This window comes from Streptomyces sp. NBC_01264 (assembly GCF_026340675.1).
Taxonomy (GTDB): Bacteria; Actinomycetota; Actinomycetes; order Streptomycetales; family Streptomycetaceae; genus Streptomyces.
The window spans coordinates 484227-509841 of record NZ_JAPEOX010000001.1 but is presented as its reverse complement, the minus strand read 5'-3'; the positions used below and the strand labels follow the sequence as shown (position 1 = coordinate 509841).

General features: G+C 72.4%; 25 protein-coding genes and 1 pseudogene. 13 read left to right on the top strand and 13 right to left on the bottom strand.

The features are described 5' to 3' along the window. Nucleotides 1–12 precede the first annotated feature (12 nt). Both OG435_RS02305 and OG435_RS02300 read right to left on the bottom strand, forming a co-directional pair. A complete protein-coding gene (locus OG435_RS02305; protein WP_266875007.1) occupies nucleotides 13–681 on the bottom strand; it encodes a hypothetical protein in 669 nt (222 codons plus the stop codon). A gap of 13 nt (nucleotides 682–694) precedes the next feature. Beyond that, nucleotides 695–1990, bottom strand: a complete 1296-nt coding sequence (locus OG435_RS02300) for a 2-isopropylmalate synthase (protein ID WP_266875006.1) — start codon at nucleotides 1988–1990, stop codon at nucleotides 695–697. A 183-nt stretch (nucleotides 1991–2173) separates the two neighbouring features. Between OG435_RS02300 and OG435_RS02295 the strand changes: the two genes are divergently transcribed. Next, nucleotides 2174–2911 carry an SAM-dependent methyltransferase gene (locus OG435_RS02295; protein ID WP_266875005.1) on the top strand — a complete coding sequence of 246 codons (738 nt, stop codon included), beginning with the start codon at nucleotides 2174–2176 and terminating at the stop codon, nucleotides 2909–2911. A gap of 20 nt (nucleotides 2912–2931) precedes the next feature. Here OG435_RS02295 and OG435_RS02290 read toward each other — a convergent pair whose 3' ends face one another. The 3 genes from OG435_RS02290 to OG435_RS02280 form a co-directional block, all read right to left on the bottom strand. Continuing rightward, complete coding sequence (locus OG435_RS02290) at nucleotides 2932–3618, bottom strand: DUF4230 domain-containing protein (protein WP_266875004.1); 687 nt, start codon at nucleotides 3616–3618, stop codon at nucleotides 2932–2934. A 54-nt stretch (nucleotides 3619–3672) separates the two neighbouring features. After that, nucleotides 3673–4602, bottom strand: a complete 930-nt coding sequence (locus OG435_RS02285; protein WP_266875003.1) for a hypothetical protein — start codon at nucleotides 4600–4602, stop codon at nucleotides 3673–3675. Nucleotides 4603–4933: 331 nt separating this feature from the next. Next, entirely contained in the window at nucleotides 4934–8188 is a 3255-nt protein-coding gene (locus tag OG435_RS02280; RefSeq protein WP_266875002.1) for a hypothetical protein, read from the bottom strand. Between the two features lie 110 nt (nucleotides 8189–8298). On the opposite strand from OG435_RS02280, the gene OG435_RS02275 reads away from it, so the two are divergent. Together OG435_RS02275 and OG435_RS02270 are read left to right on the top strand one after the other, a co-directional pair. Next, a complete protein-coding gene (locus OG435_RS02275) occupies nucleotides 8299–8766 on the top strand; it encodes a hypothetical protein (protein ID WP_266875001.1) in 468 nt (155 codons plus the stop codon). Nucleotides 8767–8881: 115 nt separating this feature from the next. Then, entirely contained in the window at nucleotides 8882–9787 is a 906-nt protein-coding gene (locus tag OG435_RS02270; protein WP_266875000.1) for a D-hexose-6-phosphate mutarotase, read from the top strand. A 39-nt stretch (nucleotides 9788–9826) separates the two neighbouring features. On the opposite strand, the gene bla is transcribed toward OG435_RS02270, so the two are convergent. After that, a complete protein-coding gene (gene bla / locus OG435_RS02265; RefSeq protein WP_266874999.1) occupies nucleotides 9827–10765 on the bottom strand; it encodes a class A beta-lactamase in 939 nt (312 codons plus the stop codon). A 545-nt stretch (nucleotides 10766–11310) separates the two neighbouring features. Here bla and OG435_RS02260 point away from each other — a divergent pair. Beyond that, complete coding sequence (locus OG435_RS02260; RefSeq protein WP_266874998.1) at nucleotides 11311–11715, top strand: transglycosylase SLT domain-containing protein; 405 nt, start codon at nucleotides 11311–11313, stop codon at nucleotides 11713–11715. A 129-nt stretch (nucleotides 11716–11844) separates the two neighbouring features. Here OG435_RS02260 and OG435_RS02255 read toward each other — a convergent pair whose 3' ends face one another. Beyond that, nucleotides 11845–12264: a hypothetical protein gene (locus OG435_RS02255; protein WP_266874997.1), complete on the bottom strand. Its 420-nt coding sequence runs from the start codon at nucleotides 12262–12264 to the stop codon at nucleotides 11845–11847. Nucleotides 12265–12366: 102 nt separating this feature from the next. Here OG435_RS02255 and OG435_RS02250 point away from each other — a divergent pair, with 102 nt between their 5' ends. Further along, nucleotides 12367–12798: an OsmC family protein gene (locus tag OG435_RS02250; protein WP_266874996.1), complete on the top strand. Its 432-nt coding sequence runs from the start codon at nucleotides 12367–12369 to the stop codon at nucleotides 12796–12798. Between the two features lie 85 nt (nucleotides 12799–12883). On the opposite strand, the gene OG435_RS02245 is transcribed toward OG435_RS02250, so the two are convergent. Further along, a complete protein-coding gene (locus OG435_RS02245; protein ID WP_266874995.1) occupies nucleotides 12884–13147 on the bottom strand; it encodes a hypothetical protein in 264 nt (87 codons plus the stop codon). A 122-nt stretch (nucleotides 13148–13269) separates the two neighbouring features. On the opposite strand from OG435_RS02245, the gene OG435_RS02240 reads away from it, so the two are divergent. The 3 genes and pseudogenes from OG435_RS02240 (at nucleotide 13270) to OG435_RS02230 (ending at nucleotide 14722) form a co-directional block, all read left to right on the top strand. Then, nucleotides 13270–13974, top strand: a complete 705-nt coding sequence (locus OG435_RS02240) for an NAD(P)-dependent oxidoreductase (RefSeq protein ID WP_266874994.1) — start codon at nucleotides 13270–13272, stop codon at nucleotides 13972–13974. A 129-nt stretch (nucleotides 13975–14103) separates the two neighbouring features. Beyond that, nucleotides 14104–14261: pseudogene (locus OG435_RS02235) on the top strand (IS5/IS1182 family transposase); the annotation flags it as partial. Nucleotides 14262–14353: 92 nt separating this feature from the next. Beyond that, nucleotides 14354–14722, top strand: coding sequence for a protein kinase domain-containing protein (locus OG435_RS02230; RefSeq protein ID WP_266874993.1), 369 nt, complete (start codon nucleotides 14354–14356; stop codon nucleotides 14720–14722). A 476-nt stretch (nucleotides 14723–15198) separates the two neighbouring features. Here the strand turns inward: OG435_RS02230 and OG435_RS02225 are convergent, their stop codons facing one another. Continuing rightward, complete coding sequence (locus tag OG435_RS02225) at nucleotides 15199–16557, bottom strand: sensor histidine kinase (RefSeq protein WP_266874992.1); 1359 nt, start codon at nucleotides 16555–16557, stop codon at nucleotides 15199–15201. Further along, nucleotides 16548–17210 carry a response regulator transcription factor gene (locus OG435_RS02220; protein WP_266874991.1) on the bottom strand — a complete coding sequence of 221 codons (663 nt, stop codon included), beginning with the start codon at nucleotides 17208–17210 and terminating at the stop codon, nucleotides 16548–16550. The genes OG435_RS02225 and OG435_RS02220 overlap by 10 nt, the downstream gene beginning before the upstream one ends. 134 nt (nucleotides 17211–17344) lie before the next feature. Here OG435_RS02220 and OG435_RS02215 point away from each other — a divergent pair, with 134 nt between their 5' ends. The 3 genes from OG435_RS02215 to OG435_RS02205 are packed head-to-tail and all read left to right on the top strand — an operon-like array spanning nucleotide 17345 to nucleotide 20780. Further along, a complete protein-coding gene (locus tag OG435_RS02215; protein ID WP_266874990.1) occupies nucleotides 17345–18622 on the top strand; it encodes an ABC transporter permease in 1278 nt (425 codons plus the stop codon). A 59-nt stretch (nucleotides 18623–18681) separates the two neighbouring features. Continuing rightward, a complete protein-coding gene (locus OG435_RS02210; RefSeq protein ID WP_266874989.1) occupies nucleotides 18682–20061 on the top strand; it encodes an ABC transporter permease in 1380 nt (459 codons plus the stop codon). Nucleotides 20062–20066: 5 nt separating this feature from the next. Then, the gene (locus tag OG435_RS02205) at nucleotides 20067–20780 is read left to right on the top strand and encodes an ABC transporter ATP-binding protein (protein ID WP_266874988.1); all 714 of its coding nucleotides are present in this window, start codon (nucleotides 20067–20069) and stop codon (nucleotides 20778–20780) included. 56 nt (nucleotides 20781–20836) lie between these two features. On the opposite strand, the gene OG435_RS02200 is transcribed toward OG435_RS02205, so the two are convergent. Together OG435_RS02200 and OG435_RS02195 are read right to left on the bottom strand one after the other, a co-directional pair. Further along, a complete protein-coding gene (locus tag OG435_RS02200) occupies nucleotides 20837–21187 on the bottom strand; it encodes a GNAT family N-acetyltransferase (protein WP_266874987.1) in 351 nt (116 codons plus the stop codon). Nucleotides 21188–21244: 57 nt separating this feature from the next. Further along, the gene (locus OG435_RS02195) at nucleotides 21245–21913 is read right to left on the bottom strand and encodes a helix-turn-helix transcriptional regulator (RefSeq protein ID WP_266874986.1); all 669 of its coding nucleotides are present in this window, start codon (nucleotides 21911–21913) and stop codon (nucleotides 21245–21247) included. A 231-nt stretch (nucleotides 21914–22144) separates the two neighbouring features. Between OG435_RS02195 and OG435_RS02190 the strand changes: the two genes are divergently transcribed. Further along, entirely contained in the window at nucleotides 22145–22585 is a 441-nt protein-coding gene (locus OG435_RS02190; protein ID WP_266874985.1) for a VOC family protein, read from the top strand. A gap of 74 nt (nucleotides 22586–22659) precedes the next feature. On the opposite strand, the gene OG435_RS02185 is transcribed toward OG435_RS02190, so the two are convergent. Continuing rightward, the gene (locus tag OG435_RS02185; protein WP_266874984.1) at nucleotides 22660–24291 is read right to left on the bottom strand and encodes a phosphodiester glycosidase family protein; all 1632 of its coding nucleotides are present in this window, start codon (nucleotides 24289–24291) and stop codon (nucleotides 22660–22662) included. Between the two features lie 373 nt (nucleotides 24292–24664). Here OG435_RS02185 and OG435_RS02180 point away from each other — a divergent pair, with 373 nt between their 5' ends. Further along, nucleotides 24665–25498, top strand: a complete 834-nt coding sequence (locus OG435_RS02180) for a polysaccharide deacetylase family protein (protein WP_266874983.1) — start codon at nucleotides 24665–24667, stop codon at nucleotides 25496–25498. The last annotated feature ends 117 nt before the right edge of the window (nucleotides 25499–25615 follow it).

Genomic DNA, 25615 nt, shown 5'->3' with positions numbered 1-25615 from the left:
CGCAGCCGTGCGTCATCCGCCTCCGTGCGCCGCCCGCAGGTGCGCCAGGTAGACCTCGGGGTCGGGGCCGTGCGCCCGGTCCTGGGCTCCTCGCCGGACGTGTGCCAGCTCTCCGCCGGAGCCGATGCGGAGCATGGTGGTGGCCGCGTGGGGGGTGCCGGGGTGGCGCAGTGCGTCGGCGTCGACGACCGGGATGCCGGGGCCGAACATCGCCGTCGCCCGGGCCGCGGTGTCCGCCGGTGGCTGACCGGTCCGGTTGGCGCTGCTGACGTAGAGGTGCGGAAAGTCCGTCAGCAGCGCCGACAGCGGCGACCAGTGCGCGCCGAACAGCAGGAGGTGGCCGTCCCGGAGGGCGGGGCCGGTCCAGGGCGACGGCCGCGCGTCCGGGCGTACGGGCACCAGCAGCGTGACCCTTTCCTCGCGCAGCAGGGCGAACGCCGTACGGAGCGCGGCCGGTGCCAGGGCCAGTTGCGGGCCGAGGTCGCTCCAGACGGCGTCGTCGTGGACCCACAGGGCGACTTCCTGGCCGGTGGGGCGGCCCTTCGCGTCGTTGACGGCCCCGGGCGCGGTGGCGGCGACGACGTAGGTGAGCGGGCTGGGGTTGGGCAGGATGACGGCCCCTCCGGCCCGCAAGGCGGCGGCGGCGGCGGCGCCGGTGTCCGGAAGGCGGGTGTCCGACATGAGATGCGTCCGTTCAGGGTGCGGGTGCGGGTGCGGGTGCGGGTGCGGGCATGGGCGCGGGGCTGGGCCTGGGCGCGGCGCCGGTGAGGTCCTCGAGGTACGCGGCGAAGTCCGCGTCGGGGACCTGGGCCTGATTCAGCCGGTAGGCGCGGTCCTTGACCCAGGCCAGGGCCTCGCCGGTCTGGTCCGGGTCCAGGTCGTGGCCCAGGCGCCCGGCGACCGCGCGCAGTACGCGCCGGCTGGCGAGGTGGGTCAGTACCACGGTCGGCGCGAGACCCAGGTGCTGCTCGGGGTCGTAGGGCTGGAAGGTGCCCGGGTGCGTGAAGGGGGTCCCGGTGGAGATGGTGGCGACCCCCGTGCCCACGATCGGAGTGGTGACGGTGAGCGGTACGCCCGTCTCCGCGGACACCATCCGGGCGATGTCGGGCAGCCGCCTCAGGTCCGGCGCGGTCCACCACGGCTCGCAGCCGGGCCCCAGGACGTACTCGGCCTTGGCCGGGTCGTGCGCGAGGAGGAAGAGCAGTTGTTCGGTGGCGACCATGCCGCTGCGCTCGGCCATGCCCAGCCAGGAACAGGCCGCGACGCGGGCCCCGCCTTCGAGGGCGGCCAGTGTATTGGCCAGGCCGAGGCCGAGATCGTTGTGGAGGTGCGAGACCAGGACCGTGTCCTGCCCGGCGCCGGCGGCGACCCGCCGGAACAGGTCCCGGGTCCGGCCGGGCAGCAGGTCGCCGACGGTGTCGGCCAGTACGATCGTGGCCGCCCCCTGCGCCGTCATCCGGCCCGCATACTCGGCCACCAGGGCGTGGTCCGCGCGCGGCGCGTCCACCAGGCACACGTCCACCGCCGTGCCGCCGGCGCGGTCCACGGCCTCCTTGACCACGTCCAGGCCCCGGTCCAGGGCCGTGCGGGCGTCACTGTGCACCAGGGCGCGGGCCGTGGCCTCCGAGGCGGCCACGATCACCATGATCCGCCCGTGCGCCGCACCGCGTACCGCGCTCAGCGCCAGTCGCACGTCCTCCACCGTGCCCCGGCAGATCGCGGACGGACTCACCGACTCCTGTGCCTCCAGGGCCACTTGCCGGGTCGCCTCGAATTCCTGACCGCACACGGAGGGGAATCCCGCGGCGAAGACCAGGTGCCGGGGACCGTCGGCCCCGAACATCGCCCCCTGCTCGCGGGCGAGCCGCACGCGGAAGTCGGCACTCATCAAGGTCTTCGCCTGTGCGCCGTCCCGTGCCGACTCCTCGAAGAGCACGACCCGTCCGGCCCCGGCCGACTCCCGCACCACGTCGACGCCTACCTCTGACAACGTCCAAGCTCCCTTTCCAACGCGGTACTTGAACGCGGTACTTGAGCGGCCGCGCGCACTGTGGAGATCCACTGAGTGGGATCGTACGGGGCTCGGCATCCGCGGATGTGCCGTACACGGATGTTCGGATCCGTGATCGAAATCGAGATGCGCACGGCTTTTGCGGGATGGCAGGCTGGGCCGGTGAACCGCGAACAGATCTCCAGGATCGCCCATGCCGATCACCCGATAAAATCTCCACTCGGCGACGACTCGGTACGCGGCCTCCTGGAACGGGGCCTCCCGCGCGGCGACGAACGCGTGCTGGATCTCGGTTGCGGCACCGCGGAATGGCTCCTGCGAGCCCTGGCCGCCCACCCGGACCTGCACGCCGAGGGAGTGGACCTCTCCGAGGACGCCCTGGCGCAGGCCCACGAGGCGGCGGTCCGCCTCGGTGTCCGGGACCGGCTGGTCCTCCACCACCAGGAGGCCGCGGAGTTCGTCTCCCCGGAGCCGTTCGGCCTCGTGCTCGGCGTCGGGTCCACACACGCCTTCGGCGGCCTGCTGCCCACCCTCGCCGGCGCCGCCGGGCACCTGGGTCCGGGTGGCCGGGTCCTGATCGGCGAAGGGTTCTGGGACCGACCCCCGTCCCCCGAGGCGGTCGAACTGTTCGGGGAGCAGGCCGATCTGGCGACCACCGTGGACCAAGTCGTCGCCGACGGGTGGACCCCCGTCCACGGGCACGTCAGCACGCGCCGAGAACTGGACGACTACGAATGGGCCTGCTGGGGGTCACTGGCCTCCTGGGCCCTGGACCACCCCGCCGATCCGGACAGCGGGCACGTACTGGCCACGGCCACCGCCCGCCGCACCGAATGGCTGCGCACCTACCGGGACACCTGGGGCTTCGTCTCCCTGGTCCTGCGCCGGACGGCGGGCTGAAGGGGTCACGTCCGGCGGCGTCACGCGTATCCGACCGTGACCTCCTGGAAGCCCAGGGAGCGGAGCAGGCCCTCCAGCATCGTGGTGGTGTTCTTCTCCGTGCGCTCCACGAGGCCGCTGTCGCGAGCGGCCTCCGTGATGTGCTGAACGGCCAGGCGCTGTACGGCCTGTTCACCGGCCGGATTGTCGGTGAACAGGTCGCCCAGCCGGTCGAGGAGCCCCCGCTGCTTGGACACGGCGTACGAGCGGTCCAGGTCCAGTGCGGCCGTCCCGAGGACGGCGTGGGGCAGCCGGAGCGCAACCTTGGTGCGATCCTCGTTCACGGTGACGGCCTGCTCGCCGAGCCCGCCCAGATCCACGTACCCGCTCACCGAACCGGCTCCGACGTAGAGGGTGCGGGTCCCCCGGATGGAGTCCGGCAGGAAGGCCGCGTCCTTCTCCAGGTCGACCACGACCTGGAAGTTGCCGGCGGCCCCTTCGTAACGGTGCATGTCCTGGATGGACTTGAGCAGGACCGGCCCCGAACGGTCCACGGTGTCCTGCCGGAACAGGTCGCCGAAACCGGGCAGCAGACTGAAACGCCCGGCCAGGATCAGGACCACCGCCAGCACGGCCAGTCCGCCGACGGCCCGTCCCCATCGCGGCAGCCGCCGCGGCTCTCTTCGCGGTGCGGGTTCGCGCTCCGCGTCGTCCGATGAGTTGTCCATGCCTTGCGGATGCCCGCCCTGAACGGCCCCACTCTCCGAACGATCCTATCGGGGCTACCAGTTGGCGCCCGGACCGGCTTCGATGTGGGCGGAGCGGCCGGGGGAGAAGGACATGCGGTTCCAGGTGTGGCGGCGGCCCCGGATGGCCACCGAGTAGGCGTACATGACCTCCGGGTCGCACATGCCCGGAAGGTAGGAGTCGCCGAAGTGGTGGGCGTCGAAGCCGGCTTCCTTGGCGTTGAGGGCCAGCTGCGGCACCACGTTCGCGTGGGAACCCTCCTGGCTCGTGCCGATGGCGCCCATGACGATCGCGCCCGCGTCCTGGACCGCGGCCACGGCCGTCGCGGCCAGCTCGCGGGTCATGCCGGGCAGGGTGCCCGGCAGCGGAGCGACGACCCCGTCCGCCCCGGCGTCCACGAGGGCGGTCAGCCGCGCGGGGGTGACGCGCTCGGGGCAGCCCGCGTGGTGCATCTTGCCCGACCACAGGGCCGCCTCGTCGCCGAGCCCCTTGCGCAGTTCCTCGGTGACCCGGGCCATGCCGTCGTAGGTGCCGCCCGTTCCGGGGTTGGCGGTGATGCACAGCAGCGCGGCGCCCATGTCGACGAGGCGCCGGGCGTGCTCGGAGGTGGCCCGGCGGATCTCCGGGACGTCGCCGGGCTCGAGGTTCACGCCCACGGGGCGGCCGATCAGTCGGGCGAGGTCGGTGAACGACGTGAAGGTCCCGAGACCGGGCATGACGAGCCGCTCCCCGTCCCAGGCCCGCTCGATGAGGTTGAGGATGACGATGTCGGCGCCGAAGGCGGCCACCAGCTCGGCGTTGTGCACGCCGCGCCCGTCGGGGTGCGGGGAGAGCGCGGCGCGCTCGGCGAAGACCTCGGCCACCATGGTGCGGCCCTCGGCGGCGGCCACCGCCCGGGTCAGATCGCGGCCGCGCAGGGTGGAGAGCGCGTCGCGGTCGAGGTCGAGGATTCGCTGAGTCGTCATGGCTACGACCCTAGCCACGAGGACCCCCGCCCCCGCCCCGCCGATGGTCCCTCCGGGGCGGGTCCTTCGCCCCCGCCGTGGTCCCTCACTGCCGTACGTCCCGGGGCCACGTCGGGGCCTGGCCCTAGGGACTCCGGCCCTACGGGCTCTGCCTCCACGGGCTCTGCCTCCACGGGCTCTGGCTCCACGGACCCTGGCTCCACGGACCCTGGCTCCACGGACCCTGGCTCCACGGACCCGGCGGGGATCCGGTCGCGCGCCCCGTCGTGGGGGTGACGGGCACGGTCCCCGGGCCGCGGTGGGCGCCGCCGTCAGGCGGGAGCGCAGCCCGTCAGCTGCGCTCCCACGTCGTGAGCGCCTGGTCCGCTGCGTCGCGGACCTCCGGGACGGGGTGTGCCCGGAGGTCCCGCAACACCCGCAGTGCCGGGCCGAGTCCGCCGCCGGTCGATGCGGCCCGGCTCGCGTGGTCCGCCGCCAGGCCCACCGCGTACAGGCCCGTGAACAGCCCGTCACGCGGCGGGAGCGTGCCGCCCGGGCGCCGCCGGGCGAACCACCGGGTTCCCGGGGCCCCGCCGGCCAGCGCCGCGTCGCGCGCCCGCGCCAGCTCGGCCGGGGAGACCCGGGGGGAGCGGCGGGCCATCGCCGTCGCCGTACGGGCCGCGAGCAGCGGCCGGTCGCGTACCGCCCGGGCCTGAGCCCGCAGCTCCCGGGCCCGTTCGGCCGCCGGCGCGGCCGGGTCCCACAGCGCCGTCCGGGCGGCGACCGCCCACCGCAAGCTCGCGTCCTGCTCGGCGATCAGCGCGATCGCGTCCCGCCAGACGGGCCGGCAGGCCTCGGGCAGGCCCTGCCCGGCCGTCCGTTCCAGGCACCCGGCCAGGGCGGCGATCCGGTGCAGGGCATCGCGCGGGTCCCGTTCCGCAGGTTCGGCCCGTGCACCGCGCCTGCGCGCCCGGTCCTCCGTCCTGGCCTCCCGCACGTGCCGGCCCAGCAGCGCCGCCGTGAGCGCCCCCAGCCCCGGACCGTATCCATCGGGATCGATACGTGCCGCGTCCACGACCGCCTCCACGGCCGCCCGCCACACGAGCTCGTGGCTCCGTGGCTCGATCGCCAGACGCGGCAGCAGGACCGGGTCCACGACGGTCGGCACCGCGAGGGCCCAACGGCGCAGCACCCGGCAGGCCTCGGCAACCGTCCGCGCGTCGAGCGCCTCGTCAGGTGTCCCGCCAGGTGCCCCGTCCGGGCCCCCGCCACCGCCGGCGAGGGCGGCCCCGCGCACGGGTGTCTCCGTGAGGAACCCCGCGCACACCTCGGCCACCAGCTCCCCGTACGGCTCCCGCGCCGCCGCCGGGAGGTCGAGCGGGTGCACGCGCAGCAGCGCCTCCCGCTCCGCCCTCGAACCCTCCCGCACCGCCGTGCGCAGGCACGCCTCCACCGGCTCCAGCGTGACGAGCCGCACCGCCCGCGTCACCGCCGCGGCCCGTACGTCCCGGTGCTGACCCGGCGCCGAGAACGCCGCGACCAGCAACTCGCCCGCGAGCGCGGCCGGCAGCCGGTCCGCCGCCAGCCGGACGATCTCCTTGCGGCTCGTCACCTTCGTGCCCGCGGCCCGCTCCAGCACGGGCCGGAACCGTTCCGCGAGTTCCCCCGGCGGCACGTGCGCGCAGATCCGTCCGATGCCGTACACGGCGACCCGCGCCCGGTCGCCGTCGGCCCGCGCGAGCAGATCGGGCAGGACCAGAGCGGGCCGGTCGGCGCCCGGCAGCGCCGCCAGGGCCGCCTCGGCCGTCGGTACGTGCGCCGAGTCCGCGGCCTCCCGCACCGCCGGAAGCCCGCCGCCGCCCGGCACCGCCGCGAGCTCCCGCAGGAGTTGGTCACCGGGGGACCGCTCCGGATGCGCCCGGGCCCGCAGTCCGGCCGCGAGCCAGTCGGTCACGGCCGCGCACGTCGCGTCGCTCCACCGGTGTGGGTACCCCCGTACCGGGGGCAGGGCCCGCCACGGGGCCCCGCCCGCGGCCCGGTCCGCAGGGTGGAAGCGGCCGCGGGGAGGCGAGTCCAGGGGCGTGGAGGTGAGAACCGGCAGCAGGTCATCGGCCTGGCGCGCCACGAGCGCCACCACACCGGGCAGCAGGACGGCGGACGGGTACGCGGCGAGCAGGGTACGGACCCGCTCGGCACGGGGACCGGCCGAGGCCAGCCACAGCGCACAGGCGCGTTCCGCCGGCCCGCGCTCGCCGGTCAGCGCGATCCGCTCCACGAGCCCCGCGAGCCAGGGCTCGGCCCGTTCCCAACGCGGCCGCGCGGAAAGGGACTCGGCGAGGGAGAGCGCGGGGACGGGATCGCCCGCGTCCATGGACTCGGTGACCACCGGGCGTACGGCATCGAGCAGCGCCCGGGCCGCGGCGGCCGGCGGCGCCGTACGAAGGGACTGCGTCAGGAACCTGCCGAACCCGCCGCAGGGCACGTCGGGACCGTCCGCGCGGACCAGCGTACGGACCGCCCACGCGGCGAGCGCCGGCAGCGCGGCGGCATCGGTGTCCTCGGTGCCCGAAGGCTCCGCAGCGGGGTGCATGCCACCAGTGCCCGCACGCAGCAGGCGGCCCGCGAGACCGGTGAGGGCCACGAGGGTGCCGTACGAGAGGTCCCGCGCGGCGAACGCGTCCGAGGCGATCCGCTCCAGCGCCGACACCGCCGCCGCCGTGAACGTGCGCGTCGGAAGAGCGCCCAGAGCGCCCAGAGCGACCACGGCGGCCTGGCGCACCGGATCCTGCTCGGAGCGCAGCCGGGACAGTTCTGTCCGGACCTCGGTGGTCGCCTCCGGGCGCCGTGCCCGGCCCGCCGCGTGCACCAGCGCCCGCCAGGCCGCCGCGCGCTCGGCGGAGTCGGCCCGGCGGGTGTCCTCCCGTAGCGCCCCGGCCTCGGCCTCGTACGGCAGGAAGGCCCGCAGCGCCAGCAGCTCGGCCGGCTCGGCGCCCCGGGCCCGCGCCCGTTCGAGGGTGTGGCGGGCGAAGGGCGCAGCGTCCCGGGCGGGCAGTACGCGCATCAGCTCGGGCGGGAGCACCGCGGTCTCGGAGCCGGCAAGAAGGGCGGGCTCCGTGCCCTCCTCGGTCCGGACCGCGTCGAGCACCGCCCCGCGCCGTCCCGGCGGGAGCGCGGGCAGGAGCGCCGTGAGCACCGGCGCGGGGGCGGTCGCCGCGCGCACGGCCGCGACGAGTTCGTCCTCGGGGACGGCGGCGGCGAACCGGCGCGCACCCTTGCCGGACAGGCTCCTCGCATCGAGTACGAGACGTCCCTGCCCCCACAACCGCGCCGCGAGCCGGGGCCGGTGGGCGACGAACCCGGGCAGGTACGGGACGAGCCCGGCCGTGAGCCGCTCGGGGCCGACCCGCTCGAACAGGTCCAGCGTCGCGCCCGGGTCGACCTGCGCCAGCGCGCTCAGCGGGCCGTGGGCCGTCTCCAGCCACCAGGTCTTCCGGGCGGCGGGTGCCTGCGACTCGGCCTCCCGGACCACGGTCTCGTACACGACCTCGGGCACCCGGCGCGCCAACGGCAGCCAGGAATGCAGGGCGTGCAGGAGCTCGGGCAGCACCCGCCGCACGGTCCCGGGGAGCAGGCGGGCAACAGCCGGGCCGCCTCGCGGTCGCCCCAGGTCGCACGGACGGAGTCGATCAGAGCATCGGGCAGGGGACTCGGGGTGCGGTGAAGGGCGACGAGGAGTTGCTCCCGGGCCGCGGCCGTGACCCGGTCGGTCACGAGGGCATCGGCGGTCGGACGTATGCGGCCGGTGCGGAGCGCCGACAGGGCCTGGGCTCGTACGGCCCCGTGCGGATCGGTGAGCCCCGCGACGAGCAGATCCGCGAGGCGCTCACTGTGAGCCGGGTCGCGGGGAACGGCGCGGGCGCAGATCAGGGCCGTGGCCCGGGTGTCCGGGACGTGCCGGTCGGGGTCGGCGAGCTCCGCGAGCAGGTCGGGCACCTCGGCCGGGGGCAGCGCGCGCACCTGGGCGACGGCTCCGTGGATCCGCTCGCGGTGGGCGAGCGGAGCGAGCGAGGCGAGGAGCCGGGCCGCGGCTTCCCGACCGGGCCGGACGGAGTGGTGCGGGGGCTGCTGGGAGGTGCTCATGCGGCCATCGTGCAACAAGGGGTGGATGAGGAGCGAGGCAATTGAAGCGAGGCACTTGAGCGAGGCACTTGAAGGGCACGGCCGCAACCACCTCGACGAGGAACCCCCTGGCCGCCCGAGATGATTTGACCCGCTCTGTGCCGTGCCGCAAGGTCGGGGCATGGACCAGATCTTCGAGAAGTTCCGTGCCCTGCCCGTCGAGGAGCAGCTCTCCCCGGCCCTCACCCGCCGCAGGTACGCGGACTTCCCCGTCCTCGTCGTGGACCACCCGCGCGTCGGGCAGGCGTGTGTGAGCATCCAGGGCGGACAGCTGGTCACCTGGCGCCCTGCCGCCGCCCGCCCCGACGACCCCGGCGTGCTGTGGTCCGCCGACCCGGACCTGTGGCGGCGCGGAACGGCGGTGCGCGGCGGCGTCCCGCTGTGCTGGCCGTGGTTCGGCCCGTCCGGCCCAGCCGGCTCGCCCTCGCACGGATTCGCGCGGACCAGCGACTGGGAGCTGACGGCGTGGGAGGAGCACGAGGACCGGGTCGTCGTGGAATGCACGCTGCTGCCTTCGCGGGCGACCCGCGAACTGTGGCCCGAGGAGTTCGTCCTCGTGGCCCGGTACACCCTGACCGACACCTGCCTCATCGAGATCGAGGACCGCGGCGACCACACCGCCACCGCCGCCCTCCACACCTACGTACGCATCGGCGACCTCGGCCGGGCCCACCTCGCGGGCCTCGGCCCCGAGCACACCGACGGGCTCACCCGGCGCCGCTATGAGGACGAGGACGGCACGCTGACCCCCGTGGACCACGTCGAGCGGTTCCAGACGGCGCCGGCGCCCGTCACCACGGTGCGCGACGAGGTGCTGGGACGGATCGTCACCCTCGCCCACCACGACCACAGCGACGTGGTGGTCTGGAACCCGGGCGCGGAGCTCGCCCGGGGCATGGCCGACCTCGCGCCGCAGGAGCACCTGCACTTCCTGTGCGCGGAGACCGCCCGGGTGGGGCGGCCGCTGGTGGCGGAAGAGGGGCGGCCGGGTCGGCTCGCGGTGGAGCTCCGGATGACGGAGCACTGAGAGCGGGGTATCCCGCTCCGCGAGCGGCTCGGGTACGGGTCAGCTCCCGGCCAGCGCCGTGGCGAGGAGCGCGGCAGTCCGGGCGATGAGGGGATCGTCGGGAGCGGCGTCGGGATCGGGCTTGGTCGTCAGGACGGCGATGACGACGGGCGCCCGGCCGGGCGGCCAGGCGATGGCCACGTCGTTGTCGGTCCCGTATTCGCCCGCGCCGGTCTTGTCCGCCACGGTCCAGCCCGCCGGCAGACCGGCCCGCAGCCGCTCGCCGCCCGTGGTGTTGCCCAGCAGCCAGCCGGTGAGCAGCCGCCGGTCCGACGCCTCGAGGGCGGCGCCGAGGACGAGGTGCTCGTAGGTCCGCCCAATGGCGTACGGGGTGGTGGTGTCGGTGACCCGCCAGGGTTCGGCACTGTTCAGGTCCGGCTCCCACCGGTCCAGACGGGTGGTCGGGTCCCCGGTCGAGCGGGCGAAGCGGGTGACGGCGGCGGGGCCGCCCAGCTCGCGCAGCAGGAGGTTGGCGGCGGCGTTGTCGCTGAAGCGGATCGCGGCGTCGCTCAGCTCCGCGACCGTCATCCCGCGCGCGACGTTCTCCGGCCGGCCGGTGATCGGGGCGTGCCCGGAGGCGGCTGCCTCCTGAGCGGTGTAGCGGACCCGCTTGGAGAGGAACTCCCCGTCCCGATCGAGATCGCGCAGTACGGCGGCCACGGCCAGGGTCTTGAAGACCGAACAGAGCGGGAAGCGCTCCTGGGCCCGGTAGCGCACCGTACGGCCGGTGGCGGTGTCGTGGGCGTAGACGCCCAGGCGGGCGGCGTGCTCCCGCTCCAGCTCCGCCAGCCGGCGCGCTACCGCACCGCTGCCGGAGGGGGAGGCGGAGGCGGTCGCGGCGGAGGCGGTCCCGCCGACCGGCAGCGAGGCCGCCAGCGCCGCTCCGGCCCCGAGGGCGAGCAGGGTGCGCCGGGACGGGGTCTTCCCTGTGGTGTTCACGGTCGTCCTCTTCCTCTTCTTCCTCTTCGTCTCCGGATCAAGATCCCGACTTTCCCCCACGCATGACCGGCGGTGCTGGTTCCAAACGCGGTTTCGCCGAACGGCGGGCGACGAGGAAAGCGGCGTTCGATGCGCCCGTGGCCTTCGATCCGGGGGCCGCGAACGCCCCGAAACCTTCTCTCGAGAGGGGTACGGGTAGCCACGGAGGGTGAGATCCGGGCCCCCCGGCGGTGACCCGCCCCACAGGACCTAGGTCACATACGAAGCGGGATAGTAGTCCTTAGGCGTCCCGCACCCACCCCCACGCACCACTCCCCACCAGCGGTGATGTCGTCCCGGCCCAAAGGGGGTCGTTGCACCCGGGCTGCGAGGACCACTAGTAAGAGGGGTCGTTGCCAGGCGGGCTCTACCCCCGTAGAACTGGATGAGTCGCAGGGCGGACGGAGGTCCCCCGGATCCCCGCTCCCGCTGACGAACCCCTCTTCTTCACGTGAGTGGCTCATCCATGCCTGCGACTGCCCTTGTCCCCTTCGGAAGGTCCGTCCGTGTCCACCACTGTCATCCGCCGCATCGCCGCTTCGAAGAAGACCCTCGCGGGTACCGTCCTCGCCCTGGGCGTCGCCGGTTCCATGCTGGCCGCGGTTCCCGCGCAGGCCGCCCCGCTGAGTGCCAAGGCGATCGCCCAGCAGATGATCAAGGACCCGGCGCAGTTCGCGGCCTTCAACAACATCGTGTCCCGTGAGAGTGGCTGGGACCACACCGCCACGAACTCCTCCTCGGGCGCCTACGGCCTGGTCCAGGCCCTGCCGGCCTCGAAGATGTCCTCGGCTGGCTCGGACTGGAAGACCAACCCGGCCACCCAGATCAAGTGGGGCCTGGACTACATGAACTCCCGCTACGGCAGCCCCGAGGGCGCCTGGACCTTCTGGCAGAACCACCACTGGTACTAAACCACCAGCGGATCACGGCACCACGAAACGCTCGACCGGACACTCCGGCCGAGCGTTTTCGCATGCGTGCACGGCCCCCAGGGAGTCTGCCGCCCAACCCATCTCTGACCCTCACCATTAGGGTCAGGGTCAGTGTGCTGCGGGGTCGATGTTGCAGCTGGCCCGGCGGCGCCCGATGGCGAGCAGGGCGTGGTGGAGGGCGTCGAGATCGGCGCGTCGGACCTCGTGGATCGCCCCTTCGACCGGCTCGAGTCCCGAGCCGATCGGCGCGGCCGCCTCGTGCGGGTCGCGGCGCAGGATGATCCCGGTGGGAGGGTCGAAGGACCGAAGGGCGAGGACGAGGGTCCGGCGCTCGATTTCTCCTTGGGCGTCGGGGCGGTGGAGGCTGACCACGGCGATGTCCGGAAGCAGTACGCGGGCCTGCGCCAGGGCGACGTCGGCGTCGTGCGTGTGGGCGACGATGCGGAAGTGCGGCCCCGTGTGTATGCACGTACGGAGGGCTTCCAGCTCGGCGCCGTCCGACACACCCGTCACCAGAACGGTCATCATGGCCCCATTCTTCACAAAATCTACAATTTTGGTAGAGGGGGGTGGGGCGAGTGGCCGAGCGCGGCGCGGTGGGTACGGGGCCGCGAGGCTAACGTCAATGCCATGACACCTGACTCCCTGCGCTCCGTCACCGTCGAGCGGACCGGTCCTGGCATGTTCACCGCGACCAACTCCCGCGGTGACACGATCAGCTTCGGCACCGGATCGGGCGGGGGCTTCACCCCCGTCGAGCTCTTCCTCGCCGCGATCGGCGGCTGCTCCGCCGCCGACGTGGACGTTGCCACCAGTCGGCACGCCGAACCCACCGAGTTCTCCGTCGACGTCCACGGGCACAAGGTCGAGGACGCCGACGGCAACCGCATGACGGACCTGGAAGCCGCCTTCACCGTCCGCTTCCCCACGGGCGAGGCCGGCGACCGGGCCCGTACGATCCTGCCTCGCGCGGTGAAGACGTCCCACGACAAGCTCTGCACGGTCAGCCGCACGGTGGAGGCCGGGACCCCGGTCGCGGTCAAGGTCGTCGACACGAACTGACCAGCGGTCCTGGCCCGGGGAGGACGCTGATTCCCGCAGGCTCTCGGTGACCAGTTCCTGGACCTCAGTAGGGTTCAGGCAGAGATCATGCAGAGGTCACGCAGAGGAGGGGGTCCACTTGGAGCGGGCCCGAGTCCTGCTGCTGGACGCCGCTCCCGGCGACTTGCTCGGCCGGGAGCTGGAGCGTCTGCTCGGCCATGGGCTGGCCGTCACGCTGAATCTTCGGCGGGTGGACGATCACACTGGGACACGTGCTGCCTGGGGCGGCCGGGTGGACTTCACTGACTTCGACGCCTTCGACGAGTCCGCGCTGCTCACCGAGATGCTCCGGGGCGGACTCGGATACCACGCGATCAAGTCCCGTGCCGGTGTACCGCTGCGCGCCGCGTTCCTCGCGGCGGTCACCGGTGCCGCGCTGCCCAACCGTCTCCGCGTCATCGGCCGGGCCGGGCAGGTACCGACCACGTCGAGTTGCCTGCCGCCGCTCGCCACGGCGTCGCGGTCACCCATACCCCGGGGTCCAACGCGAACGCGGTCGCCGAGTTCGCCCTTGCCCAGCGGCTCGCCCTGACTCGAGATCTCGAGGTGCACAACGAGGCCTCGCACCAGGGTCGTTGGCCTTCACCGGCCGCGCCGACGGTGGAGCTGTCGGAGCTGACCCTGGGCATCGTCGGCCTGGGCCGGATCGGCCTGACCCTGGCCGGCCGGGCGGCCGCTCTGGGCATGGGTGTTCAGGGCTTCTCCCGGAACCCGGCCGGGGGCTCGGTGCCCCTGGCACGCTCTCTCACCACGCTGCTGACGACCAGTGACGTGGTCTCCCTGCACCTTCCGCTCACACCGCGGACCCGAGGGATGATCGGTCGGGCGGAGCTGGCGCTGATGCGGCAGGGGTCGATACTGCTGAACACCGCCCGGGGCGGGATCGTCGATGAGCAGGCGCTGGCGGATGCGCTGCGCGACCCCGTACATCCTCTCGCGGCAGCCGCCGTCGACACCTTTGAGCACGAGCACGCCGCCTTCGCGTCCCCGCTCTTCGGTCTGCCGAACGCCCTGCTGACCCCGCATGTCGCCGGGATGACCAGGAACGCCATGGCCACTGCGGCCCTTCGCTGCGCGGACCACATCGCGGCCCTGCTCGCCGACCGCCCGGACGGCGTACCCGTGGTGACCGCGTAACGGTCACCACCAGCGCGACAAGGCCCACCACCGCACAGCGGCCGACTGCCCGTCAGCTGCCGCGAGTCATCGGATACGGGGGTCTCGTGCGCTCGACCACCCAGCGGACCCTGCCCAGTCCGGAACCGTGGGCGACGCCCCGTGGACCGGGGCAGGACCGGTAGCAAGCACCACCTGATCACTGATGCGACCGGCATCCCACTCGCCGCCACCCTGACCGGCGGCACCGCAAGGACGTCACCCAGCTCATCCCGCTGCTCGAGACCGTCCCGCCGATACGCGGAACACCATACGAACACCCCCGTGCGAATCGCGCCCCCGGAACCGCTACGTCAGGCGCCGGTACTTGTCGTGGTCGTAGCCGCGGTCACCGACCACGATGTCCGGACGACGCCTGGGGCGGCCGCGCTTGCCGCTGACTTCGAGCGGCCAAGTGAAGGTTGTCGACTTCGGTATCGCGCGCGTGCTGAGCAACACGATCGGTGGGGCGGAGACGTCGCAGCTCAGGCCGGCCGGCACTCCCGCTTTCGGTGCTCCCGAGCAGTTCCACTCCCTCCAAGGAGACAGTCGTTCGGACCTGTACGCGCTGGGGGCTGTGCTCTTCACCATGCTCGCGGGGCAGGCTCCCTTCACCGCAGACAGTGCCTTGATCATCATGCAGCGCAAGCAAGTCGAGGATGCACCGCGTCTGGGTGTGTTCCGGCCCGATCTGCCGGCCGAGGTGGCGCACCTCGTCGACGAACTGTAAGGCGCGACCCCGCAGGGCGGCCGGCCTCAGCCCGGGAGGTCCAAGAGCGCCTGCGGCGGCTGAGTCGAACGCCGACACAGGCACCGCCTCCACCACCGAAGGCGTCTGGTGGCGCCGATCATCCACGCCCGCTCACGGTGAGTGCAACAGAACGTCCAGCACTCACAGGTCCCGCGCGGGGGACGCTGGCATTCGGACCGGACGGGTCGCTGTTCCACACAGGGTACGAACAGACCCTCGTGTGGGACCTGTCGAATGTGAGCCGCCCGTTGTCCACCCTGCCCGCGAAACGCACCAGCATTCTTGCTCCCACGGCGCTCAGCCCTGACGGCAAGTCCCTCGCCACAGCCCACGGCACACGTGTCGAGATCTGGGACACCGGCCGACGGCAAGGGCGATGTCCGTATCTGGGACCTCTGCCTCTGAGCCATGCACCATCAAGCGGGTCTGCTGTGCGGTCATTCCGTGAGGGGTTCTCAGTGTGGCCGTCCGCTCCGGTCGTCCAGGGGTGTGAGTGACGCGAGCTCTTGGCGGTCGTCGGGGAAGTGGAGGGTGAGGGTGAGTCCGCCCTCCGGGCCGCCGGGGTGTGCGGTCAAGGTGGCGTGGTGGGCTCTGGCGATGGAGGCCGCGATCGACAGGCCCAGGCCGTGACCGGTACTGGCGGTGCGGTCTCCGTCGAGGCGCCGGAAGGGCTCGAACAGGTCGGGGACGCGGTCGGCGGGGACGCGGGGGCCGGTGTTGGTCACCGTCACGGAGGAGGCGTCGAGCCGTACGAGGACGTGGCCGCCGGGGTGGTTGTACTGGACCGCGTTGCTGATCAGGTTCGCCAGCAGGTGCCGCAGCAGGACGGGGTCACCCGCAACCACCAGGGGCGTCCCGGTGTCGGTGTCCGCGTCGATGCGCAGGCCGGCCTCGGCCGCGAGTGGAGCGAACTCCGCGATCACGAGCCGGGCGGTGACCCTGAGGTCCACGGGTTCGGTCTCCTCCAGCCCGCGGTCGCTGCGGGCGAGCAGCAGGAGCGCGTTGATGAGCTGTTCCGCTTCCCGATTGGCGGTGAGGAGGTCCTCGCGGACCTCGGTGAGGCCGTCGGGCAGGGGATCGGCGAGGCCGACCTGGAGGGTGGTGCGCTGCACCGCGAGGGGAGTCTTGAGTTCGTGGGAGGCGTTCGCGATGAAGCGGCGCTGGCCCTCGAAGGACTTCTCCAGCCGGTCCAGCATGCTGTCGAAGGTGTCGGCGAGGCGGTGGAGCTCGTCGTCGGGGCCGGTGAGTGCGAGGCGCTGGTGCAGGTTCTGTTCGCTGATGCGGCGGGCGGCATCGGTCACGGAGACGACGGGACGCAGTGCCCGTCCGGCCAGCCACCGGCCGAGGAGCCCGGCCATGAGTGCCATGACGAGCAGGCCGACGGCGGACCAGAGGACCATTTGGCGCAGCGCGGTGTCCTGGACGGCCCGCACGGTTCGGTCGATCTTCTGGATCATGGCGACATCGCTCGGGGGCTCGGCGCTGCCGTCCGGCCGGGTGGGGTGCACGGGTTCGGCGGGGTTCGCGGGCCCCGCCGATTCCCTGAGCTCGCTGGGCCCACTGGGCTCACCGGGCTCCCTGGGGGTGGTCCGACCGTCCGGCATGTCGGCGTAGGTGACCGAGATTCCCTGGACCTGCTGGGCCGTTCCGTAGCGTGCGAGCAGCACGACGAAGGTGAGTAGGAGGATGCCGGCGAGGAGGAAGAGGCCGGAGAAGGCCATGGCCAGGCGGATGCGGAAAGGCAGTCCCCTCAGCAGGGCCCGAGGATTCAGCAGGGCCCGGGGATGCAGCAGCGCCCGGAGGTTCAGTCGCACAGCCGGTATCCCTCTCCCTTGTCGGTGAGGATCAGGCAGGAGTCACCGAGTTTGCCGCGCAGGCGGCTCACCGTGGTGCGGACGACGCCGGTGCGCGTGTCGAGGTGTTCGTCCCAGACGGCGCGGACGATGTCGTCGTGGGCCACGGGTGCTCCGCCGGCTCGCATCAGCAGGCGCAGGACCGCGGTCTCCTTCGGGGAGAGTTCCAGCGGGACTCCGTCCACGGACACTTCGCGACGCGTGTCGTCGAGGGTGATGTTGCCGAAGCTCAGCACCGTGTGGTGCGGCTTCGGGGTGCGCCGGCTCAGTGTCCGTACCCGGGCGACGAGTTCGGTGAAGTCGAACGGCTTGGCCAGGTAGTCGTCGGCGCCGAGCTCGGTGAGGCCGTAGACCCTGTCCGTGAGCTCGCCCGCCGCGGTCAGCATCAGGATCCGTGGTGGGTCGGTGAGCTCGCGCAACCGTCTGCAGACCTCGTCGCCGCTCATGACCGGCAGGTCGCGGTCGAGGATCAGTACGTCGTAGGAGGTGAGCAGGCACATCCGCTCGGCCTCCGCGCCCGTGGAGGCGATGTCGACGGCCATCGTCTGGCGGCGCAGACCGGTGGCGATGGTACGGGCGAGAACGCGGTGATCCTCTGCTACCAGGACTCTCATGACTACAGGAAACCAAGATCACGATTGCAGCCGGATAAAGGCGCGAGGAACAGGGGGAGACCCGTGAGGCAGGTCCTTATACCGCTGTAACACCCTTATCCCGCAGCAAGCAGCAGACTGCTTTGGTCTCGGTCATGAACTTCGCCAAGCGTGCCGCTACGAGCCTGGGTGCCAGAAGATCCAAGACCGCGGCCCTGCTCGCGATCTTCCTCGTCATCTGCACCCTGCTCCTCGGCGGCTTCCTGCTGCAGGCCGCCGCAGCCCGCCAGGAAGCCGACGCGCAGCGCTCCATCGGTGTCGACGTGACCGTCAGGAAGGAGGGGCTCACCCAGGCCCTGGCCGACCGACTCGGCGGCGCCGGCCCGGTGCACCGCTACAACGTGGAGATCCGGGTACGGGCCGACGCGCAGGGGTTCGCGCCGCTGACGCCGAAGGTTCCGGAGCCGGGCGGCGCCGCGGCCGGGCAGCGGACGACGGGCGCGCTGGCCTTCAACGGCGTGCGTGACTCGGACATGCTGCTCCCCTTCTCGTACGGCTCGACGAAGATCGTGGCGGGCCGCGGCATCACCCCTGAGGACGCGGGCGGCGACGTCGCGGTGATCGAGCAGCGCCTGGCCGACGAGAACCACCTGAAGGTGGGCGACACCGTACGGGTGCGGTCGGCGGACGGCGCGCGCACGACGACGTCCGTGACGGTCGTCGGCATCTTCCAGGACCCGACACGGGATCCGACCATGTGGACGCCTCCGCACGAACTGCCCGGCAACACGGTGTACGTACCCACGGCGACCGCACAGAAGTTCGCTGCCGGCGCGGTGACCGTCAGCGAGGCGGTGTTCAAGATCGGCTCGCCGGACGGCGCCCGGCAGCTGCACGCCGAAGCCGAGAGGCTCCTGGGCAAGGGCGGCTTCGAGTTCCGCGTCAACGACAAGGCGTACAAGGACCAGGTCCTCCCCATCCAGCGCGTCGGTACGTTCGCGGGACTGATCGTCTGGGTGATCGCCCTGGCCGGAGCGCTGATCCTCGGCCTCATCGTGACGCTGCAGATCCGCGAACGGCGCACGGAGCTCGGCGTGCTGCTCGCGATGGGCGAGAAGAAGTGGAAGCTCATCGGCCAGCACGCCGTCGAGGTGGTGGCCGTGGCCCTGCCCGCGGTCGCGCTCGCCGCCCTGGCCGGCTCACTGGCCGGACAGCCCGCCGGCGAGGCGTTCCTCGGCCACCAGGACGCCGGGCCGGTCGTGGCCGCCCGCGCCCCGGGAACCGGGATCGCTCCGCCCGCGGTACGGGTCGGGCCGGCCGATGTCGGCAAGGTCGCCGGCATCGCTCTCGGGATCTCCCTGGTCTCCACCGTCATGCCGGGCATCGGGATCCTGCGCCTGCACCCCCGCTCCATCCTCACGGACGGCGATTAGCCGCCTGACCTCCCCGAACAGCCACCCATCCGCACGGACCGAGAGAGCAGCAGATCCCCTTGAACTTCGTCAAACGCGCAGGGCTCAGCCTGTGGGCCCGCAAGGGCCGCACCCTGATCCACCTCGCCACCTTCCTCGTCATCTCCGTGATGGTGCTCGTCGGCGTCCTGATCAACGGTGCGACGGCCCGGGCCGAACAGGACGCCAAACGCTCCGTGGGCGCCGAGGTCAACCTCGACGTGGACATGAGCCAGATGGGCAGAACGGCACAGCTCCAGGCACCGAGCATCGAGGCCTCGACCGTCGACAGGCTCGGAGCCCTGCCCCAGGTGCAGAAGTACACGTACTCGGTGTGGGACCGCGCCCTCCTCACGGGCAGGAACAAGCTGGTCGACGGCGGCCCGAAGGACCCGATGGGCCCCGGCGGAACCGTCGCTACGGGCGTCCTCGACTCCTCGCTGCTGCCTGACTTCCGCAGCGGCAAGTCCACCCTCGTGTCCGGCGCCCACATCACGGCCGCCGACAAGAGCGAGAAGCAGCTGCTGATCGAGGAGCGGCTGGCCCGGCAGAACGGCCTCGAGGTCGGCGACAGGATCACCCTGACCGGGAACGACGAGAAGACGACGGCCGAGTTCACCGTCGGCGGCATCTACCGCGACGCCCGCCCCACCGCCGAGGCCGACGCCGAGTACGGCGTCAGCCCGGCCAACATGCTCTACGGAACGGTGGGCGGCCTCTCCGCGCTGAGTCCCGAAGGCAACGGGCCGCAGAAGGTCGGCAAGGCGACGTTCCTCCTGCAGGACGCGGACGTACAGGGCGCGTTCAAGCGCGAGGCGAAGCGGATCGCGGGCCCGGCGCTGGCCGGCTTCAAGCTGGACGCCAACGACAAGGCCGTCCAGCAGATGACGGGCCCCCTCAAGAGCATCCGCTCCACGGCCACCGTCGCCATGTGGCTGATGGGCCTCGCGGGCGCGGCGGTCCTGGCGCTCCTGGTCAACCTGGCCGTCAAGCAGCGCCGTAGCGAGTACGGCGTCCTGCTGGCGATGGGGGAGAAGAAGACCAGGCTCATCGCCCAGCAGGCCCTGGAGATCGCGATCGTCGCCGTCATCGCCATCGGCGTGGGTTCCCTTGTCGCCCCGAAGCTGACCCAGAGCGCCGGCCAGGCACTGCTCGGCAGGGAAGCCTCCGCCGCCGAGCGGAAGCTCGACTCCTGGAAACCCCCGGCCCCCGGCAGCACCGGGCTCGACCAGGGCATCGACCCGAACGGCAGGCCCGTCGAGAACGCCGACCCCATCGACAGGATCACGGTGGCACTCGACCCGGCGGACCTCGCCACGGTCGGCGGCGTCGGCCTCGGCATCGGCCTCCTCGCCACGGCCCTCCCGGCCGCGTCCGTACTGCGGCTGAGTCCCCGCACCATCCTCACGAAGGGCAAGTGACCGCCATGACCACGACCGCGACCACCGCCACTACGGCCCCGCCCGTCCTGCGCCTCGCCGGCGTCAGCCACACCTACTCCGGCGGGCGCCGCAGGACCACGGTCCTGAGGGACGTCGACTACGCCTTCGAACGCGGCACCTTCTACACCATCCTGGGCCCCTCCGGCAGCGGCAAGACCACCCTGCTGTCCCTCGCCAGCGGCCTCGACACCCCCACCCAGGGCACCGTCAGCTTCGACGGACGGAACCTCACCGAACTCGGCCTCGGCCGCTACCGCAACAAGCACGCCGCCACGATCTTCCAGCAGTACAACCTCCTCACCTACATGACCGCCCTCCAGAACGTCACCACCGCCATGGAGATCACCGGCGCGAAACCCGCCACCGGCAGCCGCAAGGCCCGCGCCCTGCGACTCCTCGAGAACATCGGCCTCGACAAGGAGATGGCCACCCGCAACGTCATGAGGCTCTCCGGTGGCCAGCAACAGCGCGTCGCCATCGCCCGGGCCCTGGCCTGCGACGTCGACATCCTCTTCGCCGACGAACCCACCGGAAACCTCGACGAGGACACCGCCCAGGGCATCATCGACACCTTCCGCGACCTCGCCCACCACCAGGACAAGTGCGTGGTCGTCGTCACCCATTCCCAGCAACTGGCCGCGCAGTCCGACCGCATCCTCAACCTGCGCAAGGGCAAGCTCACGGAGCAGGGCAGGTGAATGCCCGATGAGTACGAGCTGAGGCCGGAAGCAGGAGCACGTGACGGCCGGTCGGCTCAGGGGAGTTCGCGGACGAAGTGGTAGTGCTGCCCGATGCCCGGGACGGTGTACTGGTCGCCGACCGCGGTGAAGCCCTGGTGCCGATAGAAGCCGGCTGCGGCGAGGCGGCCACTGCACCAGACGAGCTGGCCGCCGCGCGCCGTGCACGCTTCCAGGCCGGCGCGCAGTACGGCCCCGCCGAAACCCTGCCCGCGGACGAGTGGATCGCTGGCCATCTTGCGCAGCCGCCACACCCCCTCGGCCGCGAAGGGGGCCAGGGCGGGGATGTTGGGCAGGGGTTCGGTGCTGAAGGTGGCGCAGGCGGCGAGTTCGCCGCTCTCCTCGACCTGGGCGAAGGTGACGAACACGGGTTTCCTCTCTCTGGGTGCGCTCAGGCGACGGCGCGCACGGGCCGGTGGGAGCCCTCACTTGGCATAGTTGTAAACGGTTGCCCGGGACACCCCGAGCAGGTCCGCCATGGCCTGCGCGGCGTCACGCGAGTCGAAGTAGCCGTCCTCGCGCAGTCTCCGGACCAGGGCCCGCTTGTCCGTGCGGCTGAGGGACCGGGGGGTGCTGCCGCGCTCCGCCGACAGTGCTTCGACCACGTGGCGCAGCTCCTGGGCGTTGCGGTCCCGCAGCGATTCCACGGGCTGCTCCCCGTGCGTGCCGTCCGTCGCGATGAGGTTCGACAGCGTCAGCGTCACCGGGGACAGGACGGACACATCGAGGTTCAGGCAGAGCGCCGCGATGTACTCGCCCGCGGCGTTCTTGATGCCGATCGAGGTGCTCTTCGCCGGGCGGCCGTCGGGGAAGCGGTTGGCGTAGTTCTGGATCACGGTCGGGTACTGCGGGTCGCTGATGCGGCGCAGCCCCAGCTCCGTGGCGGAATCCCCGACCGCCCGGCCGGAAAGGTTGTTCTCGATCGCCCGGACGGCGTTCTGCGGGTCGCGCAGGTCGTGCAGCACCACCTCGCACAGTCCCGGAAACATCCGGCCGAGGCCGACGACGATCTTCTCGACCTCGCGGATGAGGTGCTCGTCCGCCTCGGTGCCGGCATGCGTACGCTGCGCCGCTCCATCCGCCCCACCGTCCATGAGCACCCCACAGCATCTCAACTTTTTATCTCGATTTAGACATCGATTCTATCGGATGCGTCTGGGCGGACGCGCCGGAGCCCCCGCCGCGCCGAAGCCGTGGTGGTGCCGGTGCGCGATCCAGAATGCTCGGTGTCCGGCAGTCGGAGGATGTCGAGAACACGCCGTCGGCTCCGTCCCAGGGACATCAGCGGCCACCACGGGCCGCACGAGGAAGAGGGAGAAACCGGCATGGCGATTCAGCGGATGGACAATGTGGGCATCGTCGTCGAAGACATGGACGCCGCCATCGCGTTCTTCGTGGAGCTCGGTATGGAGCTGGAGGGCAGGGCGGAGGTCAAGGGCCTCGTCGCCGACCAGTGCACCGGACTCGACGGCGTCCACTGTGACATCGCGATGGTCCGTACCCCGGACGGCCACAGCCGCCTCGAACTGGCGAAGTACCGCAGCCCCGTAGCGGTCAGGGACGGAGTGCGCAATCGGCCGCACAACATTCTGGGCACGCACCGCGTCATGTTCGCCGTCGACGACCTCGAGGACACCGTTGCTCGCCTGCGCCCTCATGGCGCCGAACTCGTGGGCGAGATCGCCCGGTTCGAGGACAGCTACCTGCTCTGCTACGTCCGCGGACCGGAGGGCGTCATCATCGGCCTGGCCGAGCAGCTGGGCTGAGACGGAGCCCGGAGGCGCGCGAGTGCGGGGTCCGCACGGTCCGCGACGGGGCGCCCCGGACCGTGGCCCCGGTGTCAGCGGCCGGGCGACGCGCTGTGCAGCAGCAGGACGTTGCCGAGCGAGCGCGGACCCGTGGGGTCCGAGGGGCGGTTGACGATGCCCGACGCCGCGGTGACCATCACGCTGGATCCTCCGCCGTCGAGGTTCAGTGCCTCCCGGGCGCCCAAGGACTTCATCAGTTTCGCGGCCGCGGCGACGCCCAGGCCCTCGCTCCACCCGGCCCGGCGCCCGTCCACGACGACCAGCAGCAGCCGCCTCTGGGCGTCGACGCCGATCATCGAGCGCGGGTTGCCGCGGACCAGCCAGTTGTAGGTGAAGGTCTGGTCGTCTCCTTCGCGGATGATGCCGTCGGCGAGGGCGTTCACCGCGATCCGCCCGTCCCGGACCAGTGTCGGGCCGATCTGGAGGATCGTGGTGTCCGGGGTGAGCGGGACATCGTGACCGGCGCCGTCCAGGACGCGCTGGGCGATTCCCAGCCGGGCTCCGGGGCGTGCGTGGGCCAGCAGCCATGTGGCGCTCTCCCCGATGGCCTGGAGGGTGGAGCCTCCCGCGGGCGGCTTGGCCCCGCGCGTGCGGTGCACCGCCGTCACCCGGTCGTCGCGGTCCAGGACCACCTCGGCTCCCGCCCCGGTCGGCGGGGTGCTCCACTCGGGGGTGAAGCGGACGAGCTCGCTCTCGTCGGTGCACTTGAAGTCGTGCTGCGGGTGCTGGGTGGGCTGGTCCCCGCCGACGCCCCCGCAGTTCCAGATCTCACCGGGGATCCGGTTGACGCCGTCGATCTCCCTCGTGGAGCCGCCCGCCCTGACCGTGATCCGCGTGGTGTACGTGTCGACGTCCAGTTGCCGCCCGCCGTTCGTGATCCTGAAGCCTCCGCGGCCCTGAGTCGCCCCGCTCAGCAGCCGGCCGTCCTTGACGTACAGGCCGAGCGACGCGCCGGCCGCGAACCACTGGGCGTTGATGCCCGCGAGGGCCCCGGCGGCGGCCGCCAGATCGGGCAGCTTCTCGTGGACGTCGATGCTTGGCCCGAAGTCACTGGTCAGACTGCCGGTGAACCGCTTGAAGTCCACCCGCAGCACGAACACCCGCTGGAGGGCGTCCGCGTCCGTACCGTCCTGCGCCGTGTACCGGGTGTCCCCGGCGAACCCTGCCGCCCGGACCTGTGCGAGCGCGGCCGTCGCCGCGCCCTGGTCGGCGTACCGGCCGATCCGCACGGTCCAGCCCAGGGTGCCGACCGGGCGGTCGGCGAAGGCGGGGATCAGGACCCGTTCCACCCGGGGTTCGAGGCCCTTGGCCCGCAGGGCCGCGGCCAGCCGGTCGGCTCGCTCCTTGGGGCCGAGGGCCGCGGTGGCCCGGCTGTACGGGCCGTCGGCGGTCAAGGGCTGGTTCACGTGGACGGTCCAGACGTCGTCGGCATCGGTCCGGCCGAGGACGATCGAGGTCTGGGTGACCCCGGGGGCGATCACGGTGGACTGCCGGGACTCGGGTAACGGGAGCGTGCTGGGCCCGGGAGCGGCGGCCTCCACCGGGCTCGGGGTCACGGCCGGCCGTTCGGCCGCTCCGGTCGCCGGCGCCGCACCGAGAGCGGCGAGCGCGCAGACGGCGAGGACGGCGACGGACGTCACGGCGAGGTGCGGTGGCTGACGCATACGGCTCTCCCTGAAGGTGAGATGGTGCGTCCGTCCAGTGCAGGAGCGCCATGTGGCGGATGGCGCAACGCAGTTCGCCGTTCGCATGAATTCCTGATGCGCATCACCGACGCCCTGTGCCAGGACGCGGGCGCCGTGCCCCGGTCGACGCACAGCGCTGAGCTCGGGTGCGACGTGCGACTGTGAGGGATATCACCCCATTCATCCGTTACGGGGCAGTACGGGCCCGGGGCGCCCCGCCCGCCCGCACGGTGCCTCCCGGGAGCTCGCCCGATGGGCCGATCGGGCGAGGACGGCGCCCCGGCGGAGGACCTAGCCTGGACGGGCAGCAGTGTGAGACCGGGGGGGCCGAGCACGAAGGAAAAGCGCTTCCATGGGCATCACCCGTAGTTCCGTACGCCGTCTTCGGGCGGGATCCGCCATCGCGGCCGCCACCCTCGCCGTTCTGGCGGCCGGCGGCGCACCGGCCCTCGCCGCTCCGAACGGCCCGGCGGGCTCCGCCGACTCGGCGGGTGCGGCCGGCTCGTCCGACCGCTCGGCCGAAGGGTCCTCGGCGGCCCGCTCCTCGGCTGCGAGCGCCTACGGCCCCGCCCGGGTCCCGGTCGGGATCTCCCGGCTGGCGGCGGGCCCGGGCCACGCCATCGCCATCACCATCGACGACGGTCCGGACCCGCGCTGGACGCCGGAAGTCCTCAAGGTGCTGCGGGAGAACCATGTCAAGGCCACCTTCTGCATGATCGGAACCAGCGCCCAGCAGCACCCGGACCTGGTGCGTGCGGTCGCGGCCGAGGGGCACCGGCTGTGCGACCACTCCGTCGACCACGACGTGACCATGGACCACAAGCCCGTCGCGTACCAGCAGCAACAGATCCTCGACGGCAAGGCGATGATCGAGGAGGCCGGGCCGGGGGTCGCCGTCCGCTACTACCGTGCTCCGGGCGGCGCCTTCACCCCCGACAGCCGTGCGATAGCCGCCGCGAACGGGATGCGGCCCCTGGGCTGGAGCGTGGACCCCAAGGACTGGAGCAGGCCGGGGCTGCCCGCCATCGTCGCCACCGTGGAGGGACAGCTGCCCGCCCGGCCGACGGTCCTCTTCCACGACGGGGGCGGCGACCGCAGCGAGACGGTCGCGGCGCTCAAGGAGTACCTGCCGTGGCTCAAGGCGCGGGGTTACACCTTCACCTTCCCGAACCTCACCACCCCCTAGGCCGTCTCTTTCGGATCTTGTCGGGCCCGGGGCTTCGGCTGTCGGGAACCATGAGCGGTCTGTGATTGAGCCCGCGGAACGGGGGCAGACGATCCGAACCCCGGCCCGCACCCGGCC

Bases quoted from the DNA above. Each gene is read 5' to 3' on its own strand.
- OG435_RS02305 (WP_266875007.1), bottom strand. From the start codon at position 681: ATGTCGGACACCCGCCTTCCGGACACCGGCGCCGCCGCCGCCGCCGCC.
- OG435_RS02290 (WP_266875004.1), bottom strand. From the start codon at position 3,618: ATGGACAACTCATCGGACGACGCGGAGCGCGAACCCGCACCGCGAAGA.
- OG435_RS02285 (WP_266875003.1), bottom strand. From the start codon at position 4,602: ATGACGACTCAGCGAATCCTCGACCTCGACCGCGACGCGCTCTCCACC.
- OG435_RS02270 (WP_266875000.1), top strand. From the start codon at position 8,882: ATGGACCAGATCTTCGAGAAGTTCCGTGCCCTGCCCGTCGAGGAGCAG.
- OG435_RS02255 (WP_266874997.1), bottom strand. From the start codon at position 12,264: ATGATGACCGTTCTGGTGACGGGTGTGTCGGACGGCGCCGAGCTGGAA.
- OG435_RS02250 (WP_266874996.1), top strand. From the start codon at position 12,367: ATGACACCTGACTCCCTGCGCTCCGTCACCGTCGAGCGGACCGGTCCT.
- OG435_RS02230 (WP_266874993.1), top strand. From the start codon at position 14,354: ATGTCCGGACGACGCCTGGGGCGGCCGCGCTTGCCGCTGACTTCGAGC.
- OG435_RS02220 (WP_266874991.1), bottom strand. From the start codon at position 17,210: ATGAGAGTCCTGGTAGCAGAGGATCACCGCGTTCTCGCCCGTACCATC.
- OG435_RS02215 (WP_266874990.1), top strand. From the start codon at position 17,345: ATGAACTTCGCCAAGCGTGCCGCTACGAGCCTGGGTGCCAGAAGATCC.
- OG435_RS02205 (WP_266874988.1), top strand. From the start codon at position 20,067: ATGACCACGACCGCGACCACCGCCACTACGGCCCCGCCCGTCCTGCGC.
- OG435_RS02195 (WP_266874986.1), bottom strand. From the start codon at position 21,913: ATGGACGGTGGGGCGGATGGAGCGGCGCAGCGTACGCATGCCGGCACC.
- OG435_RS02190 (WP_266874985.1), top strand. From the start codon at position 22,145: ATGGCGATTCAGCGGATGGACAATGTGGGCATCGTCGTCGAAGACATG.
- OG435_RS02185 (WP_266874984.1), bottom strand. From the start codon at position 24,291: ATGCGTCAGCCACCGCACCTCGCCGTGACGTCCGTCGCCGTCCTCGCC.
- OG435_RS02180 (WP_266874983.1), top strand. From the start codon at position 24,665: ATGGGCATCACCCGTAGTTCCGTACGCCGTCTTCGGGCGGGATCCGCC.